We start from the raw sequence: 15929 nt of genomic DNA on the forward strand, positions 1-15929 counted from the left end.
TCGGTTGGCCGACGTCGACAACTGACCACCCCTGAGGTTGGTCACCGACACTGCAATCTCACCAGGCCTCGACACGGGTCCTCGCCCCAGGGGCTCGGCCCCGGCTCGACCATCGAATGTGGTTGCGTGGTGGGCGCCCTGGGCTTCGATTCTTACTGGATCACGTCGAGCACTCCGGCCGCGACGGCCACCTCGCGGTATGCGGCGGCCAACGATGCGACGGTCTCGTGTGCATTGAGCCCGCTGGGATTGGGCACCACCCACACCTGCACACCGTCCCAGTCCGTCGGTTGCCGGCCGGCGTGGGCCTTCGGCTCGCCGAATGCCGTGCGGTAGGCGGTGATCCCGAGGATCGCGACCACGTGCGGGCGGACCTGAGCCACCACCTCGCGCAATCGTTCACCGCCGGAGAGGAATTCGTCTTTCGACAGTTCGGCGGCGGTCGCCGTCGCACGGGCGACGACATTGGTGATGCCGACGCCGCGGGCGATCAGCTGCTCGGTGTCCTCGGGACGCATCCCCGACGACGCGTCGATCACGTGGTCGACGATGCCCGCCTCCGCCAGCGCCGGGTAGAAGCGGTTTCCGCGCCGGGCGAAATGCGCACCGGTCGCCGCGCTCCACAGTCCCGGATTGATGCCGACGAACAGCAGTCGGCAGCCGGGTCCGAGCAGGTCGTCGATCTCGGTGTCACGGAAGGCGTCGAGTTCGTCGCGGGTGAAGCGCACACGGTGCACGGTACTTGCCGTCGTGCATCCCGGTATGGGTGGATGGGGTGATGGGAGATTCCGACGAGAAACCCCGTCCCGAGAACGCCACCGACCCGCGGCCGGTTCTGATCGTCGATGCGGCCAACGTCGTCGGGTCGGTCCCCGACGGCTGGTGGCGTGACCGCAAAGGTGCGGCCGAACGACTCCGGGACCGTCTCGCGCCGCTCGCGTCGTCCGGCACGGTTGGGCTACGCGGTCCGATCCGGCTCGTGCTGGTCGTGGAGGGGCGTGCCCGCGGGGTGACGCCCGTCGACGGGGTCGAGGTGGTCGATGCACCCGGTTCCGGCGACGACGCGATCGTCGACGCGGTGCGGGCGAACCTGCCCGACGCCGACACCCCGACCGCGACGGATACACGGACGATCACCGTCGTCACCGCGGATCGGGAATTGCGCAGGCGGGTAGAAGTTCTCGGTGCACAGGTGCTCGGTCCCTCGACACTGCGGGGGTGAAAATCGCCCCACCCCGCATATGGTCGTGTCTACAGTGGGGGACGGGGCGCCGAACCCACCACCAGGAAAGGACGGACGTGACCATGGCACGTTTCGAACTCCCGACCCTCGACACCTTGCGTGACCTCGGCCGACCGCACGAGAACGCGATCACGATCTACGCCGAGACCTCACCCGCACCCGATGAGCGCGAGGGCAGTGCACTCACCGCCAAGAGTGCCTTCGACCGCGCAATCCGAACCTTGCGTGAGTCCGGAATCCGGCACGCCACCGAGACCGCGCTGCGCGATCAGTGGGAGAAGATCCGCAACGACGAGGCCTGGTCGCGGTTGTCGCGGTCGGTGGCGATCTTCCTCACCCCGGTCTTCTCCGAGATCTTCGTGCTGCCCAACAAACTGGAGAACCAGATGCAGGTCGGCGGCTACTTCGACCTCGGTCAGCTGGTGCGCGCGGTGTCGTCGTCGCAGGCCGCCTACGCACTGACGTTGTCGGCGAACGGCTGGAATCTGTGGTCGGCGACGGCCACCACGGTGGCCACCGAACTCGAGCTGAGCGGCGAATACGGGACCGATGCCGCGGATGCCACCAACCGTGCGACCATCCGCGACCGCGGGCACGTGCGGCGCCTCGTCGGCGACGAGGGCAAGAAGGTACTGCTCGATCAGTATGCGCATCGTGTCGCCGAGGCCGTGAAGACCGAACTGGCACATCCTGATCCGAACGCCACCCAGCCGCTGTTCCTGTTCGCGGCCGATCCCCTGCTCGATCTGTACCGCAATGCCGACTCGGTGCGCCGCGTCATCCCGGTGCACGGCGCCCCCGACAATCTCCGGGCCGACGAGATCGACGCCGCGATCCGCAAGGAGATCCCCGCGATCAACGCCGAACGCAGCTCTGCACGGATGGACAGGATCGCCGACGGCGTGTCGGCCGGGCTGGTCGCCACCGAGCTCGAGGGCATCGCCCGGGCCGCTGTCGCCGGCGCCGTGTCCACACTGCTGTACGAGTTCACCGTCGACATCTTCGGCACCATGGACCCCACCACCGGGGCACTGACCCGCGCCGACGACGGCTACGACCTGTTGTCGGCGATCGTGGTGTCGGTCCTCGACCACGGCGGCGAGGTCAAGGCGGTGCGCGACATGGAGATCACCCACTCACTGTGGAACGGGGTCGCCGTGGCGGGCCTGCGCTACCCGCTCGCCTGACCGTCCGCACGCCGCGCTCAGTGCGGCACCTTGCTCATGTCGCTGCGCAGCATCATCACGTTGTAGTCGCTCCAGCGGGATGCGTTGAAGTAGAGGTCCTTGCCGGTACCGAGGATCGCCGGCGACTGCGGCTGGATCATCGGGCCGTAGAGCACGATGGCACCCGACGGCACCAGGGTCGTGGGCGAGCTCCACGGCCCTTCCGGTCTGTCGGCGGTTCGGGCGCGGATCGCGTTGTCGCCGTCGAGCATCAGGTACTTGTTCAGGTAGGGACTCCAGTACACCGACAGTTCGGTGACCGGTTGCCCGACGACGACCGCCGACCCGTCGTCGGGGATCTGGGAGATACTGTCGACCCAACCGAGTGCCTGCCCGGCCCAATACTGGTACTCGGTCAGATCGAGGATGTCGTCGGGCTCGAAGCGCGCCAGGAAGGCCGCACCGAAACGACCGTTGGGTGTGCCGAACTGGTAGACGTGGTCGTCCTCGGCGCCGTGGCCGCGGACGTAGGCGCTCTGCTGGAACTTGCCGTTGTTGGGGTCGACGGCCTGGAGCTCTCCGGGCAGGGCGAGGGTCACCGGGGCGTTGATCAGCAGGGTGTCGGGGTCCGAGGTCCACGTCTGTCCGTTGTCGTCGGAGTAGGCGATACCGGAGAAGTTGGTCACCCAGTGGCCTGCGCTGCCCCATGACCGGACCGACATGTAGTTGATGTACTGCCGGAAGCCGCCGCCCGGTCTGGGCAGGGAGATCGCGGCGGTCGGGATGGTGGTGACCTCCACGTAGTTCAGGCCCAGGGCGGGGATCAGCTGAAGGGCGAACCGCGGGTTGTCGGCGGCCACCACACTGCCGGATCGGACGTCGCCGGCGACCGCGTCGGGCACGGTGATGCCGTTGGAGAGGTCGGCGTCGTCGGATCGCAGCAGGACGTTGTGCCGCCATTGCTGGCCGCTGACCCGGCAGTTGCCGAAGGTGTCGCCGAAGGCCATCAGCGTCTGTCCACTGCCGTTGTCCCAGCTGATACCGAGGTCCGTGCCGGAGATGCCGAACCGGTTGTAGGTGCTGTTGGGGCTCCACGGGCCGGTCACCCACGAGACGGTGCGGGTGTTGGATCCGATGAAGATCGGCAGCGGGCCCTGCGGGCCGGCACCGGGACCGGAGGGCCCGTTCGAGCCCGACCCCGACCCCGAGCCCAGCGAACCGAACGACCCCAGCTCGAGGGATCCGGACGATCCGCTGCTGCTGTTGCCGCACGGCGCCGCAGCGGCGTCACCGGTACCCATCCAACCGGTGCCGAGCACACCCGCCGCGACGACGACGGCACCTATCAACGAGCGGGCGGTGCGCAGTCTCATCAGGCGTCACTCTCATCCGGCGGTGGTGGTCACGAGCACCTGGGCTCGATCACACTGCGGAGTGTGACAGATGTGACCAGTGATACTCAAGTGACTATTTGAGCAGTCGTGGATGACGAACCATGTCGATCCCGGTCACAAACCGATCACGGCTTGGAATCACCTGAGAACGCCGCGACCGAAGCCCGGCCGGTCATTCCGCGCGGGAGAACTCCGACGCGCGGGCCACCTGCTCGGCGGTGACCGGCACACCGGTGTACTTCTCGAACTGTGCGGCCGCCTGCAGTGCGATCACCTCGGCCCCGGTGATCACCGTCTTGCCCGCCGCACGGGCAGCGGTGATCAGCGGTGTCTCCGCCGGGAACGCGACCACGTCGAACACCACCGTCGCGGTCTCGATGACCGCATCGTCGAAGGCCTGGACGTCGGCGTCGGCACCGCGCATCCCGAGCGGGGTGACGTTGACGATGATCGAGGCCCCCGGCTCGGCGGCGGTGACATGCCGGTACCCGTACTGCTCGGCGAGCGCCGGCCCGGCGACGATGTTGCGTGCGACGACGGTCAGGTCGCCGAATCCGGCCGATCGGAAGGCTGCGACCACTGCCTTGGCCATCCCACCCGACCCCTGCACAGCCACCGGCTGCGTGGTGTCGAGGCCGTTGCTCGCGATCAGTGACGCGACCGCCTCCACATCGGTGTTGGAGGCGATCAGCCGACCGTCGTCGTTCACGATGGTGTTGACCGCGCCGATCGCCTCCGCCGAGCTCTCGACGACGTCGACGAGCGGGATGACGGCTTCCTTGAACGGCATCGACACCGAGCATCCACGGATGCCGAGGGCCCGGACCCCGGCGATCGCACCGACGATGTCATCGGTGGAGAACGCTTTGTAGATGAAGTTCAGGCCGAGTTCGTCGTACAGGTGGTTGTGGAATCGGGTACCGATGTTCGACGGTCGGCCGGCCAGGGAGATGCACAGGGTCATGTCTTTGTTCAGAATCGGCACGGCGATCAGGTTACCGCGTGACGGCGGACACCCGCCTTTGCCGAACTATGACGACCGACGTAGCCTGCTTGACGGAGTCGATACGCAGCGAGGTGAGTGTGAATTTCAACAGGTATGTCGCACTGGGTGATTCGTTCACAGAAGGAGTCGGCGACGCCGATCCGACGCGCCCCAACGGGCTGCGCGGTTGGGCCGATCGTGTGGCCGAGGAACTCGGCAGACACTCGCCGTCGTTCGAATACGCCAACCTCGCGATCCGCGGCAAACTGCTCGACCAGGTGATCGACGAGCAGATCGACGCGGCGGTGGCGCTGCGCCCCGACCTGGTGACCGTCTATGCCGGCGGCAACGACATGATGCGACCGTCGATCGACATCGACGGACTCGTGGGCCGCTACGAACAAGCCCTGTCGCGGCTGGTCGACACGGGCGCGACGGTGGTGGTGTTCACCGCCTACGACGCCGGGTGGGCGCCGGTCTTCCGACTCACCCGCGGACGCGCCGCGGTCTACAACGAGCTGGTTCGCGAGGTCGCCGACCGGCTCGACATCACCGTTCTCGACTTCTGGCGTCTGCGCGGTTACGACGACTACCGGATGTGGGACACCGACCGTCTGCACATGTCGTCGTCTGGTCATACCCGTATGGCGGCGGAGGTCCTCGACCGGCTCGGCGTGGAGCACGCCATCACCCTCGATCCGCTGCCCACCGCCGCCGAGCCGACCCGTGACGAACGCCGCCGCGACGATCTGCGCTGGGCGCGGACCTTCCTCGGTCCGTGGCTGATGCGACGGGTGCGTGGGACGTCGTCGGGTGACGGTGTCACGCCGCGCTGGCCTGCTCCGGTCCTCGCCGCCGACACCCTGGCCTGATCTGGGTCGTCCTTTTCTGGGCCGACCCGATCGGGGCGCGGCGTGCGGGGCCCGGCACCACCGGCCCCGCCCGGTATCGGGTCTCAGCGCCGAGACAGGAGCAGCGGGATCACCCGTTCGGCCAGCAGCGGCGCGAGCGAGACCTGCGGATCGAGACGATCGATCCGCATCCAGCGCAGTTCGGCGATCTCGGCGGTCGGCCGGTCCACCGGCAGCACGTGATGCTCGAACACGACGGCCTCGACGACGTGACCGGCCTCGTTGGCCGCCGGTGCCCGGAACACCCCGAGTTCGGTGAGATCGTCGGGCCCGAGGGCCACCCCGATCTCCTCGGCACATTCACGAGCGGCGGTCTGCCGCGGCGACTCCCCCGGTTCGGGTTTGCCGCCGGGCAGCATGAATCGCGTGCTGCCGTTCTTGCGAACGGTCAGCAAGTCGCCGTCGTCGGTACAGAACACGACGGCGCTGACGCGAATCACCTTGTCGGTCATCGACATCGCCTCAGGCGTCCCGGGTCAGCGACCGAAACCGGCGTCGCGCAGGGCCTGCGCCATCGACCCGTTGGGGGCGGACTCGCGGCGGCGATTGTTGTTGCCGCCCCGCTGATTTCCGTTGCTCTTGTTGCTTCCGCCCTTGTTGCTGCCGCCCTTGTTGCTTCCGCCCTTGCTGCCACCGCGAGAGTTGGCGTCACGCTGGTTGCCATCACGGTCGCCAGGTCCACCGCGGTTGTTGCCACGGCCACGCTGATCGGCGCCGCCCTGGTTTCCCCGGGGCTGATCGCCGCCGCGCTGCTGCCCGCCACCCCGGCGGTCGCCACCCACCTCGTCGCGGAGGCGCAGGGTCAGGCCGATGCGCTGACGCTCGACGTCGACCTCGAGCACCTTGACCTTGACCACCTGACCGGAGCGCACCACCTCGTGTGGGTCGGAGACGAATCGGTCGGACATGGCCGACACATGGACCAGCCCGTCCTGGTGCACGCCCACGTCGACGAATGCGCCGAAGGCCGCGACGTTTGTCACCACCCCCTCCAGCACCATCCCGGGCTTGAGGTCGGCGACCTTCTCCACGCCGTCGGCGAAGGTGGCGGTGGTGAACGCCGGACGCGGGTCGCGGCCGGGCTTCTCCAGCTCGGTGAGGATGTCGGTGACGGTCGGGACACCGAACCGTTCGTCGGCGAACTCCGCCGGCTTCAGGGTGCGCAGGGTGCGCTCGTTGCCGATGAGCTCGGCGAGCGCAACGCCGGAGCGGTCGAGGATCTTGCGGACCACCGGGTACGACTCGGGGTGCACGCCCGACGCGTCGAGCGGGTCGTCGCCCTCACGGATCCGCAGGAAGCCCGCACACTGCTCGAATGCCTTGGGACCCAGGCGCGGGACGTCGAGCAGTGACTTGCGGCTGCGGAACGGTCCGGTGGTGTCCCGATGGGTGACGATGGCCTCGGCCAGCGTGGGGGTGACACCCGACACGCGGGCGAGCAGCGGCACCGACGCGGTGTTGAGGTCGACGCCGACGGCGTTCACCGCGTCCTCGACCACCGCGTCGAGGCTGCGGGCCAGGGTGCCCGGGGTGACGTCGTGCTGATACTGGCCGACACCGATCGACTTGGGTTCGATCTTCACCAGCTCGGCGAGCGGGTCCTGCAGACGGCGGGCGATCGACACCGCGCCGCGCAACGAGACATCGAGCTGCGGCAGTTCCCGCGAGGCGTACTCCGAGGCCGAGTACACCGATGCGCCCGCCTCGCTGACCATCGCCTTGACCGGCGCGGTGGCGCCGGCCTTCTTGATGTCGGCGACGAGTTCGGTGGCCAGGGCATCGGTCTCGCGGGAGGCGGTGCCGTTGCCGATGGCGATCAGGTCGACGTCGTGGCGCGCGACCAGCGCGGCCAGCGTGGCCTTGGACTGGTCCCACTGCTTCTGCGGCTGATGCGGGTAGACGGCGCAGGTGTCGAGGACCTTGCCGGTGGCGTCGACGACGGCCACCTTGACTCCGGTACGGAAGCCCGGGTCGAGGCCGAGGGTGGTGCGAGCACCGGCCGGGGCGGCCAGCAGCAGATCCTTGAGGTTGGTGGCGAACACCGTCACCGCGTCCTCCTCGGCACGCTGGCGCAGGCGCAGACGCGCGTCCACCGCGGCCGACACCATCAGCTTGGTGCGCCACGCCCACCGCACCGTCTGCAGCAGCCACGGGGTGCCCGCCCCCGGATTCGCACCGTCCACTCCGAGCGTCGCGGCGACCATCGCCTGGTACGCCTCGTCCTCGCCGCCGTCGAAGTCGAGCGAGAGGACCTCTTCCTTCTCGCCACGCAGCACCGCGAGCACGCGATGCGACGGCATCTTCTCGAGCGGTTCGGAGAACTCGAAGTAGTCGCGGAACTTCTGTCCGGCGGGGCTCTTGGCGACCTCCTCCGAACGCGGGGTGGTGCGCAGTGCGCCGTCGGCCCAGAACTTCTCACGCACCGAACCGACGAGCTCGGCATCCTCCGACGCCCGCTCGATCAGGATGTAGCGGGCACCGTCGAGCGCGGCCTGCGCATCGGCGACGGCATCGGTGGTGAACTCAGCGGCCACCTCGTCGGGCACAAGGGACGGATCGGCGAGCAGACGGTCGGCCAGCGGCTCGAGACCGTTCTCGCGGGCGATCTGCGCCTTGGTCCGCCGCTTGGGCTTGTACGGCAGGTAGATGTCCTCGACGCGGGACTTGGTGTCGGCGGCGAGCAGCGTGGCACGCAGCTCGCCGGTCAGCTTGCCCTGTTCCTCGATCGAGGCGATCACCGCGGCACGGCGCTCGTCGAGTTCGCGCAAGTAGCGCAGACGCTCGTCGAGGGTGCGCAACTGCGCGTCGTCGAGGCTGCCGGTGACCTCCTTGCGGTACCGGGCGATGAACGGGACCGTCGACCCCTCATCGAGCAGCCGCACCGCGGCGGCCACCTGGTTCTCGCCGACCGATAACTCCTCGGCGATCCGCGCATTGACGGACTTCAGTGCCCCGGGCGTCGGATTGGATGCTGCAGCTGGTGCGCTCGAACTCACCCGGTGCACCCTACCGAAGCCCACCGACACACCGACGCCGCCCGTGGGTGTGTCGAGCATCGGTGCCGTCTGCACGGCTCACACGGGCGACCATCCGAGTAGCGGACCCAGCCGCTGCGCCATGTCGGTGACGATCTGGACGTAGTCGGCCGGGGCAAAGGTGAACGGCAACGCGAACGCCACCTCGTCGGCGCGGCGGAAGCCGGCGTGGGCATAGAGACGCTCGGCGAGCTCGTCGGACGGACCGACCAGATCCGGCGAGAACACCAGACGCCTGGGCCCCTGCGGAGCCAGGGTCCGCTCGTACCGCGCCGCCGCGTAGGCGCGGTAGCGCTCGACCTGGTCGGCAGTGGCGGTGTCGGTGGGGATCACCACGAGCCCCTGCGAGACGCGTGCGTTCGGCGGGTCCGGGTGATGGGCGAGATAGGCGTCGATGTGCCGGGCCTGGATGGTCGCGAAATCCGGAGCACCGGCGTGGGCAACGGTGTCTGCGTCGTCGGCGGTGACGACCGAGGACGTCAGATAGTTCAGTCCCTGGCGTCCTGCCCAGATCGCGGAGTCGAGCATTCCGCCATACCAGACCCGATCGGCGAGACCCGGCGACTGAGGCTGAACGCTTCGGGTGAAGGTCTCGATACCGACCGTGCCCTCGAAGTCGCTGACCGGTTCTCCACGCAGACACCGCAGCAGTCGCAGGACGCGTTCCTTGGAGAAGTCCTCGACGTCGTGGGTCTGCGGGTACAGCGAGGTCTTGACGTCGTCGTAGCGCATCGGCGTCCCCACCGAGACCCCCGGATTGATCCGGCCACCGGACAGCAGGTCCACGGTGGCCAGATCCTCGGCCAGCCGCAGCGGGTTCTCCCAACCGAGCGGGACGACGGCGGTACCCAGGGCGATCCGACTGGTGCGCGTCGCGGCGGCGGCCATCACCGCGACCGGCGAGGTGATCCCGTACTGCAGGTGCCGGTTGCGCAGCCAGACGGTGTCGAAGCCGAGGTCCTCGGCCCGCTGGATCATCTCGAGGGTGTCGAGGTGGCCACGTCGGGGATCGGCGGGATCGAAGGAGCCGATCGTGAGGAAACCGAGTGAGCGCAGCGGTCGACCTTCGCGAGGCATCGCGTTCTCCTGTCGGGCTTGTGTGTGGGTGTGCGGCGCACCGCGGTGGCACGACGACGCTCTCCAGAATGCACCCGACCCGGGCGGTGTGAGCGATGCCACGCGGTGAGATATCCCACCGGACACTCGCCGATCGTTGGCGTCACTCACCCGAGATGACCTGGCCTCGTTGGGTTTTCACTTACGCGACGGCGACCCGGTTCGGATTCCGGAGGCCGATATTCCCGGCGTAGCATCATGATTCGCAAATCCACCCCCACTCCACATCTCCGGCCTGCGCCGGGAAGGGCCCCATGCCGTCGACATCGCCGTCGCAGCCGTCACGCGGGGCCGGGATCTCGCGTTCGGCACTCGCGGTAGCCGTGACGTGGGTTGTCGGCGCCGTTGCGTATCTGGTCGCGATCACCAACCGAACCTCGCTGTCCGCTCTGGGAATCGATACCGCACATCATTTCTCGATCGACCCGGCAACACTCTCGTTGTTCGCGGTCATCCAGCTCGGTGTCTACGGGGCCACCCAGATACCGGTCGGTATGGCCCTGGACCGCTACGGGTCGAAAGCCGTCCTGACCGTCGGCCTGGGCCTGATGGCGCTGTCCCAGATCGCCCTGGCGCTCGCTCCGAGCGTGTGGATAGCGATCGCCGCGCGTGTGCTTCTCGGCGCCGGCGATGCGGCCGTGTTCCCGTGCGTGCTGCGAATCATCGGCATCCGGTTCCCGCGCCGCGTCGCGCCGATGATCGTCCAGGTCACAGCCATGATCGGCCAGGCAGGACAGATCATCAGCATCATCCCGTTCACCCGTCTGGTCCACTCTCTCGGTTGGCAGCCGGGCTTTCTGCTGCTCGCGGCGACCTGCATCCTGATGGCCGTGTTGGCGCTGATCCTCGTGAGCGACGGGCACTCGGCGCCCGCCGGACGCGCCGCCGGCGACGAGCCCGGCATCCTCGCGCGGCTCCGCGAATCGATCGCCGAACCGGGTACCCGGCTGGCGTTCTGGACGCATGCCGTCTCGCCGTTCTCCACCAACGTGTTCGGTGTCCTGTGGGGATTCCCGTTTCTGGTCACCGCCGAGAACCTCGCGTCCGGCACCGCCCAGATGGTGCTGATCACCTCGGTGATCATCGGCGTCGCCGCCGGGCCGATGGTCGGGCTGTTCTCGGCCCGATTCGCGCCGTACCGTGTCCACCTCGTCCTGGTCCTGGTGGCCTGTCAGTTGATCGTGTGGTCGGTGGTGCTCGCGTTGACCGGCCCCGCACCCACCTGGTTGCTGTACGTCCTGGCGATCGCGATCGGCGCAGGTGGGCCCGCCTCGGTCATCGCCTTCGACCTCGCACGCGACCACAACCCGGTCTATCGGCTGAGCACCGCCACGGGTGTGGTCAACGCGGGCGGCTTCTTCGCCAGCGTGCTGGTGATCCTGCTGATCGGACTCACCCTGGGTGTCATGTCCGGCGGGCACACCGGCGCCGAGGCCTACGACCTGGCGTCGTTCCGGGTGGCGATGGCATGGCAGATCCCGTTCTGGTTGGTCGGGGCGACGATGGTCTGGCGGGAGTACCGCGCGACGCGACGGACCGACCCTGCATCGCGGCCGGTGCTCACCGAGATCCCGGTGTCGGAGGACGCAGTTCCCTGCGGAGCACAAACGCCCGATCACCGCTGACCGGATCGCGTGTCGGGAAGCCGTGGCGCTCATAGAACCGGTGTGCGTCCACGTCGGGTTCGTCGACCTCGATCTCGAACTCGCCGGCACCGCGCCGTGTGGCCTCGACGACGGCGAGCTCCAGCACCACCGAGCCCAGGCCTTCGCCGCGGTGATCGGGCACGGTGTACAGCTCGTCGAGCAGGGCGACGCCACCGGGAACCCACACATTGGTCCGTAGGGTGACGAGTCCGACCGCACGGACCGGTGATCCGGCGATGACGGCGAAAAAGGTCGGTGTGCCCAGCAGTTCGCGGAGGTGCTCGACGAGGACCTCCGGTCCCGGTGTCGGGGTGTCGTATTCGCGATTGAACGCATCGAGCAGGATGGCGATCATCGGTGCGTCGTCGGCGGCGGCCAGACGACCGACCGGTAGACCGCTCATGGCCGTCACCGTACACCGGCGAGCAGCGCCTACCGGTTCCGTGAACGTGTCTTCGCCAGAATCGCATTCACGGGGTCGTTGACGGTGTGTTCGGAACGACGAGGGCGGCGGCGATGTCGCAGGTCGCCATTCCCCCGACCAGCAGCGACAACACCTCCGTCTCACGGCCATCCGGTGTCGAGGCCCTGGCCCACAGATCGATTCGTTCGCCGGCCGGAGCCGTCTCGATCGTCACCGCGACGTCATCGCCGAGACGCGACGCACGGACCGTCACCCAGTACCCGTCCCCACGATGGACGCAGGACCAGGGCTCACCCACCGGATGAGCTCGGGGATCCGAGCGCGCGGCACCATCGGCACGACCGCATGCGGGGCGGTCATCACCGGGTGACCGGGTCGGTCAGCGGGAACACGTGGGCGTCGAACCCGCCCGCCGGCCTGTTCCGGCATCGGTGACCACGACCCCGAATCACGCCGACTCCGCGGATTCCCCGGATTGCGGAATCCCCAGGATCGGGGATGGTCGACGCACCCCGACCTGCGGTGTGCTGGACATGTACCGACCACACGGATCGACCAGGAGGCCGTCATGATCTCCCTGCACATCGAACACCCCGTCCACGACTACGACTAGAACCACGACGCCGGTTACCGCGTCTTCACCGCACGCGAGGAACTCCGGACCGAGGGAGGGTCCTCGCCTATCGTGTCACTCGCGGCATCCGCGAGCCCAATCGCGTGACGATCGACCTCGACTTCGATTCTGTCTCCGCCGCAGAGGATTTCCGTGATCGCCTGCACCCGATCTGGCAATTCGCGCCAGCGCGGCAGCTACTCGACGAGGCGTCCGCCACCCGGATCACGGAGGTCACCGCGGCTCGGGTCCTCGCACACAGCAGGTGACCTGTGGCCCTCGTGCCGGACCGGCGATCGGGTGCACACTGGAAAGACACCCGACGTCAGCGGTTCGACGGGAGGACCACCATGCGACTACTCATCCTGTACGCCACCGACCACGGTTCCACCACGGGTATCGCGGAGCGGCTCGCCGCCGACCGCACGCGACATGGTGACGAGGTCACCGTTGCCCGCCTGCGGGAGACCTCCCACCTCGACGACTACGACGGTGTGATCGTGGGCAGCGCGATCCACAACGGGCAGTGGTTACCCGAGGCGACCCACGCCGTCGATCGCCTCGCCTCCCAGTGGGGCGACAAACCGCTGTGGGCGTTCTCGGTCGGTTCGATCGGAGACACCACCTCCTTCTTCGGCGACAAGCGCACAAAGGCACTACGACCGCGCATGAGTGAACCGAAAGCCGTTGCGACCCTGCGTCATACCGGGCATGTCCAGGACGCGCACCGCTTCGCGGGGGCGATCGAACCGGGCGACTGGCCCGGCGCGGGGCGAGTGGTGTTCCGGGTCATGGGTGGTCACTACGGCGACGCCCGCGACTGGGACGATGTCGACGCGTGGGCGGAATCGATCCACGCCTGACACCGCAGAGAACCGGGTCGACCCACGATCTGCAACCTCGCCGATTCACCATGCGAGGTCACGGTCGGGATGTGTCGTCACTTCCACCCACCAACGACGCGGTCCAGATCCGTCCGTTGGTCCAGACCCGTCTGCCATGGCCGCCGATCTCATCCGACCCCCCTCGAGTGGAGGCCGTCGATCACGGCGGACCCGATGACGCGCGCACAATGCGACCGGTTCCGTGGACCGTTCGACGCCGCAGTCGTTCCGCACATCACGGACAGATCACCGGCGCACGAGACGAGTATCGTCATCACACGGTTCGACGCCGAGTTCGGTACCGAGGTTGCACCTTTCGCGTCGATCCTGTTGTGTTCCGAGTCTGCATCGTCCTCGCAGATCGACATCCTCACATCCGGCGCCGAGTAGATGGCGCTCGCCGAAATGGGAGTCGTGACAGACGAAACGCGAGCGCGATCGTCGCCAACGTCGCAGCGATGCGCGCAGCCATCGCACTCTCCGACCGCACAGACACCGACTCGAGTGCTGGAGATGCACCGCGCACTCCTGACCGAACACGGCGCCGACATCGTCGGACGCCGGCGGACCGATCAGGTGTGGATCGGGGGCAACGCACCGGTCCACACGGTTCGGATCACGTTGCACCAGCGGCCGACCGCGTTGCCGAGCTGATGGATGATCTGATCGAGTTCACCGGTCGCGACGACGTCCCACCGCTCGTCTGGCTGCCATCGCCCATGCCCGGTTCGAGACCATCCACCCTTTCCCGGAGGGGAACCGCCGAACCGGCCGCGCACTGATGCAGGCAATGCTGCGCGCGACCGGACTCACCCACGACGTCACGGTCCCGGTCTCGGCCGGACTCGTGACCGATATGGCCGCCACTTCGCCGCAGTGGAGGCATACAGATCAGGGGATGTGTTCCCCGATCATCGACACCCTGTCACACGCCGCCCTGTCGGCGGTCGAGAACGGTGGTCGCCTGTGACCGACCTCCATGCCATTCGGACACAGTGGGACTCGACGCTGCGCGCCCGACGAGGGTCTCCGGGCCCGGAGACCTACCCGACGTCCTCCTCTGCCGGCCCGTCGTCGACAGCAACGTGGTGGCCCACGAGCTGGGGATCGACCCGAAGAATGCACACCGGGTGATCACGCCACTGCTCGATGCCGGAATCCTGGACGAGGTCACGGGATTCGACCGAAACCGGATGTGGCAGGCCATCGAGGTGACCGGCGCGCTCGACGCATTCGCCGAGCGCGCCGCACGTCGCGGACGTTGACGACAGCGTCAGCGCAGTGACGCGTAGACCCGCGTCTCGAAGTCCAGGAATCCGCCGATCGACGCGGGGTCGGCGAACGGCAGGATCTGGGTGGCCCACAGACCGGCGACATCGGCGCTGCGATCGATCCAGTAGTAGAGGTTCGCCAGGCCCGCCCAACCCAACGAACCGGCGGTGCGGCCGGTGGGTGCCTGCTCCTCGTTGATCATGAACGTGTACGCCCAGGTCTTGCGCTGACCGGGGAAGAACTCGGCGTCATGCGACAGATCCGGCTCGACGCCGGGCAGCATGGTGACCTGCAGCTCCCCGAGTCCGTTGCGGGCGGCCGCCTCGACCGTCTCCGGTCGCAGCACGCGGCCGTACTCGCCCTCGCCGTCGTTGAGCCACATCCGGAGGAAGCGTGTGTAGTCGGGCACCGTGGAGTACAGACCGTGCCCGCCCATGTGCACCTCGGGATCCTGTGGCAGCACCAGCCCGGTCGGCACCAGGGTGCCGTCGGCGGTGCGCTGGTGGATCTCGGTGAGACGCCCGCTCATCGAGTCGGTCATCGAGAAGGCGGTGTCGGACATGCCGAGTGGGGCGAACACCCGCTTCGCCATGACCTCACCGAGTCGCTTGCCGCGGATCGCCTCGACGATCAGCCCGGCCCAGTCGATGTTGCTGCCGTAGTTCCAGCGGGTGCCCGGGTCGAAGATCAGCGGGGTGGTCAGCGCTGCGCGGGTTCCGGTGATGACGCTCGGCTGACGACCGTCGGCGGTGAGCCGCGAGTACGCCTCGTCGAAGAACGAGTAGGCGAAACCTGCGGTGTGCAGCAGGAGCATGCGGGTGGTGATCGGGGTCTTCGGCGCGCGCAGGACGGGTGAGCCGTCGTCGGCGAAGCCGTCGAGCACCCCGAGTTCGCCGATGTCGGGGACGTACTCCGACGCCGGGGCATCGAGGTCGAGCAGCCCCTCCTCGACGCACTGCAACACGGTGGTGCCGGTGATCGCCTTGGTGGTGGAGAAGATCGCGAACACCGAGTCGGTGGTCATCGGGGGGTCGGCGGCGAGTGAACGCACACCGGCGGCGCCCTCGTAGACGGTGCCCGCCGAGCGGGTCACCGACGCGACGACGCCGGGTACGCGGGCCGCGCCGGTGGCAGAGGTGACGTCGGTGAGGACCTCGTCGAGTGCCGGGCCCAGCGTCGATCGATTCACGGTGGTCATGGCCATCCTTTCGGTGCTGTGTGAGGTACAGCACAGAAAGTT

At 68.0% G+C, this 15929-nt stretch carries 16 protein-coding genes; 8 read left to right on the forward strand and 8 right to left on the reverse strand.

The features are described from left to right. Positions 1-152: 152 nt before the first annotated feature. Positions 153-728, reverse strand: coding sequence for a mismatch-specific DNA-glycosylase (locus ACWDUA_RS18105; protein WP_449752388.1), 576 nt, complete (start codon positions 726-728; stop codon positions 153-155). Between the two features lie 50 nt (positions 729-778). Here ACWDUA_RS18105 and ACWDUA_RS18110 point away from each other — a divergent pair, with 50 nt between their 5' ends. Next, a complete protein-coding gene (locus ACWDUA_RS18110) occupies positions 779-1222 on the forward strand; it encodes a hypothetical protein (protein ID WP_449752389.1) in 444 nt (147 codons plus the stop codon). Positions 1223-1305: 83 nt separating this feature from the next. Further along, positions 1306-2430 carry a baeRF11 domain-containing protein gene (locus tag ACWDUA_RS18115; RefSeq protein WP_449752439.1) on the forward strand — a complete coding sequence of 375 codons (1125 nt, stop codon included), beginning with the start codon at positions 1306-1308 and terminating at the stop codon, positions 2428-2430. Between the two features lie 17 nt (positions 2431-2447). On the opposite strand, the gene ACWDUA_RS18120 is transcribed toward ACWDUA_RS18115, so the two are convergent. Both ACWDUA_RS18120 and ACWDUA_RS18125 read right to left on the reverse strand, forming a co-directional pair. Continuing rightward, positions 2448-3782, reverse strand: a complete 1335-nt coding sequence (locus tag ACWDUA_RS18120) for a DUF4185 domain-containing protein (protein ID WP_449752390.1) — start codon at positions 3780-3782, stop codon at positions 2448-2450. A 193-nt stretch (positions 3783-3975) separates the two neighbouring features. Continuing rightward, complete coding sequence (locus ACWDUA_RS18125) at positions 3976-4788, reverse strand: shikimate 5-dehydrogenase (RefSeq protein ID WP_449752391.1); 813 nt, start codon at positions 4786-4788, stop codon at positions 3976-3978. Between the two features lie 98 nt (positions 4789-4886). Between ACWDUA_RS18125 and ACWDUA_RS18130 the strand changes: the two genes are divergently transcribed. After that, positions 4887-5660, forward strand: a complete 774-nt coding sequence (locus ACWDUA_RS18130) for an SGNH/GDSL hydrolase family protein (protein ID WP_449752392.1) — start codon at positions 4887-4889, stop codon at positions 5658-5660. An 83-nt stretch (positions 5661-5743) separates the two neighbouring features. Here the strand turns inward: ACWDUA_RS18130 and ACWDUA_RS18135 are convergent, their stop codons facing one another. The 3 genes from ACWDUA_RS18135 to ACWDUA_RS18145 all read right to left on the reverse strand — a co-directional run bounded on the left by ACWDUA_RS18135 (position 5744) and on the right by ACWDUA_RS18145 (position 9811). Next, on the reverse strand, positions 5744-6157 hold the full coding sequence (locus ACWDUA_RS18135; protein WP_449752393.1) for an NUDIX hydrolase: 414 nt from the start codon (positions 6155-6157) through the stop codon (positions 5744-5746). An 18-nt stretch (positions 6158-6175) separates the two neighbouring features. After that, positions 6176-8704, reverse strand: coding sequence for a Tex family protein (locus ACWDUA_RS18140; RefSeq protein WP_449752440.1), 2529 nt, complete (start codon positions 8702-8704; stop codon positions 6176-6178). Between the two features lie 69 nt (positions 8705-8773). Beyond that, on the reverse strand, positions 8774-9811 hold the full coding sequence (locus tag ACWDUA_RS18145) for an LLM class flavin-dependent oxidoreductase (protein ID WP_449752394.1): 1038 nt from the start codon (positions 9809-9811) through the stop codon (positions 8774-8776). Positions 9812-10104: 293 nt separating this feature from the next. Between ACWDUA_RS18145 and ACWDUA_RS18150 the strand changes: the two genes are divergently transcribed. Next, the gene (locus ACWDUA_RS18150; RefSeq protein WP_449752395.1) at positions 10105-11475 is read left to right on the forward strand and encodes an MFS transporter; all 1371 of its coding nucleotides are present in this window, start codon (positions 10105-10107) and stop codon (positions 11473-11475) included. On the opposite strand, the gene ACWDUA_RS18155 is transcribed toward ACWDUA_RS18150, so the two are convergent. Continuing rightward, positions 11411-11899 carry a GNAT family N-acetyltransferase gene (locus ACWDUA_RS18155; protein ID WP_449752396.1) on the reverse strand — a complete coding sequence of 163 codons (489 nt, stop codon included), beginning with the start codon at positions 11897-11899 and terminating at the stop codon, positions 11411-11413. The two genes, ACWDUA_RS18150 and ACWDUA_RS18155, sit on opposite strands and share 65 nt — an antisense overlap. A gap of 984 nt (positions 11900-12883) precedes the next feature. Here ACWDUA_RS18155 and ACWDUA_RS18160 point away from each other — a divergent pair. From ACWDUA_RS18160 to ACWDUA_RS18175, 4 genes are all read left to right on the forward strand, one after another. Continuing rightward, positions 12884-13396, forward strand: a complete 513-nt coding sequence (locus tag ACWDUA_RS18160; RefSeq protein WP_449752397.1) for a flavodoxin domain-containing protein — start codon at positions 12884-12886, stop codon at positions 13394-13396. Positions 13397-13930: 534 nt separating this feature from the next. Continuing rightward, a complete protein-coding gene (locus ACWDUA_RS18165; RefSeq protein WP_449752398.1) occupies positions 13931-14071 on the forward strand; it encodes a hypothetical protein in 141 nt (46 codons plus the stop codon). A gap of 136 nt (positions 14072-14207) precedes the next feature. Beyond that, a complete protein-coding gene (locus ACWDUA_RS18170; RefSeq protein WP_449752399.1) occupies positions 14208-14387 on the forward strand; it encodes a hypothetical protein in 180 nt (59 codons plus the stop codon). Positions 14388-14412: 25 nt separating this feature from the next. After that, positions 14413-14682: a helix-turn-helix domain-containing protein gene (locus ACWDUA_RS18175; protein ID WP_449752400.1), complete on the forward strand. Its 270-nt coding sequence runs from the start codon at positions 14413-14415 to the stop codon at positions 14680-14682. An 8-nt stretch (positions 14683-14690) separates the two neighbouring features. On the opposite strand, the gene ACWDUA_RS18180 is transcribed toward ACWDUA_RS18175, so the two are convergent. Then, positions 14691-15887 (reverse strand): serine hydrolase domain-containing protein, encoded by a 1197-nt coding sequence (locus ACWDUA_RS18180; protein WP_449752401.1) that lies wholly within the window; start codon positions 15885-15887, stop codon positions 14691-14693. Positions 15888-15929 lie beyond the last annotated feature (42 nt).

It is taken from the genome of Gordonia sp. NPDC003376 (genome assembly GCF_053589235.1).

Bases quoted from the DNA above. Each gene is read 5' to 3' on its own strand.
- ACWDUA_RS18150 (WP_449752395.1), top strand. From the start codon at position 10,105: ATGCCGTCGACATCGCCGTCGCAGCCGTCACGCGGGGCCGGGATCTCG.
- ACWDUA_RS18180 (WP_449752401.1), bottom strand. From the start codon at position 15,887: ATGACCACCGTGAATCGATCGACGCTGGGCCCGGCACTCGACGAGGTC.
- ACWDUA_RS18155 (WP_449752396.1), bottom strand. From the start codon at position 11,899: ATGAGCGGTCTACCGGTCGGTCGTCTGGCCGCCGCCGACGACGCACCG.
- ACWDUA_RS18160 (WP_449752397.1), top strand. From the start codon at position 12,884: ATGCGACTACTCATCCTGTACGCCACCGACCACGGTTCCACCACGGGT.
- ACWDUA_RS18165 (WP_449752398.1), top strand. From the start codon at position 13,931: ATGCACCGCGCACTCCTGACCGAACACGGCGCCGACATCGTCGGACGC.
- ACWDUA_RS18110 (WP_449752389.1), top strand. From the start codon at position 779: ATGGGAGATTCCGACGAGAAACCCCGTCCCGAGAACGCCACCGACCCG.
- ACWDUA_RS18135 (WP_449752393.1), bottom strand. From the start codon at position 6,157: ATGTCGATGACCGACAAGGTGATTCGCGTCAGCGCCGTCGTGTTCTGT.
- ACWDUA_RS18170 (WP_449752399.1), top strand. From the start codon at position 14,208: ATGCTGCGCGCGACCGGACTCACCCACGACGTCACGGTCCCGGTCTCG.
- ACWDUA_RS18120 (WP_449752390.1), bottom strand. From the start codon at position 3,782: ATGAGACTGCGCACCGCCCGCTCGTTGATAGGTGCCGTCGTCGTCGCG.
- ACWDUA_RS18115 (WP_449752439.1), top strand. From the start codon at position 1,306: ATGGCACGTTTCGAACTCCCGACCCTCGACACCTTGCGTGACCTCGGC.
- ACWDUA_RS18145 (WP_449752394.1), bottom strand. From the start codon at position 9,811: ATGCCTCGCGAAGGTCGACCGCTGCGCTCACTCGGTTTCCTCACGATC.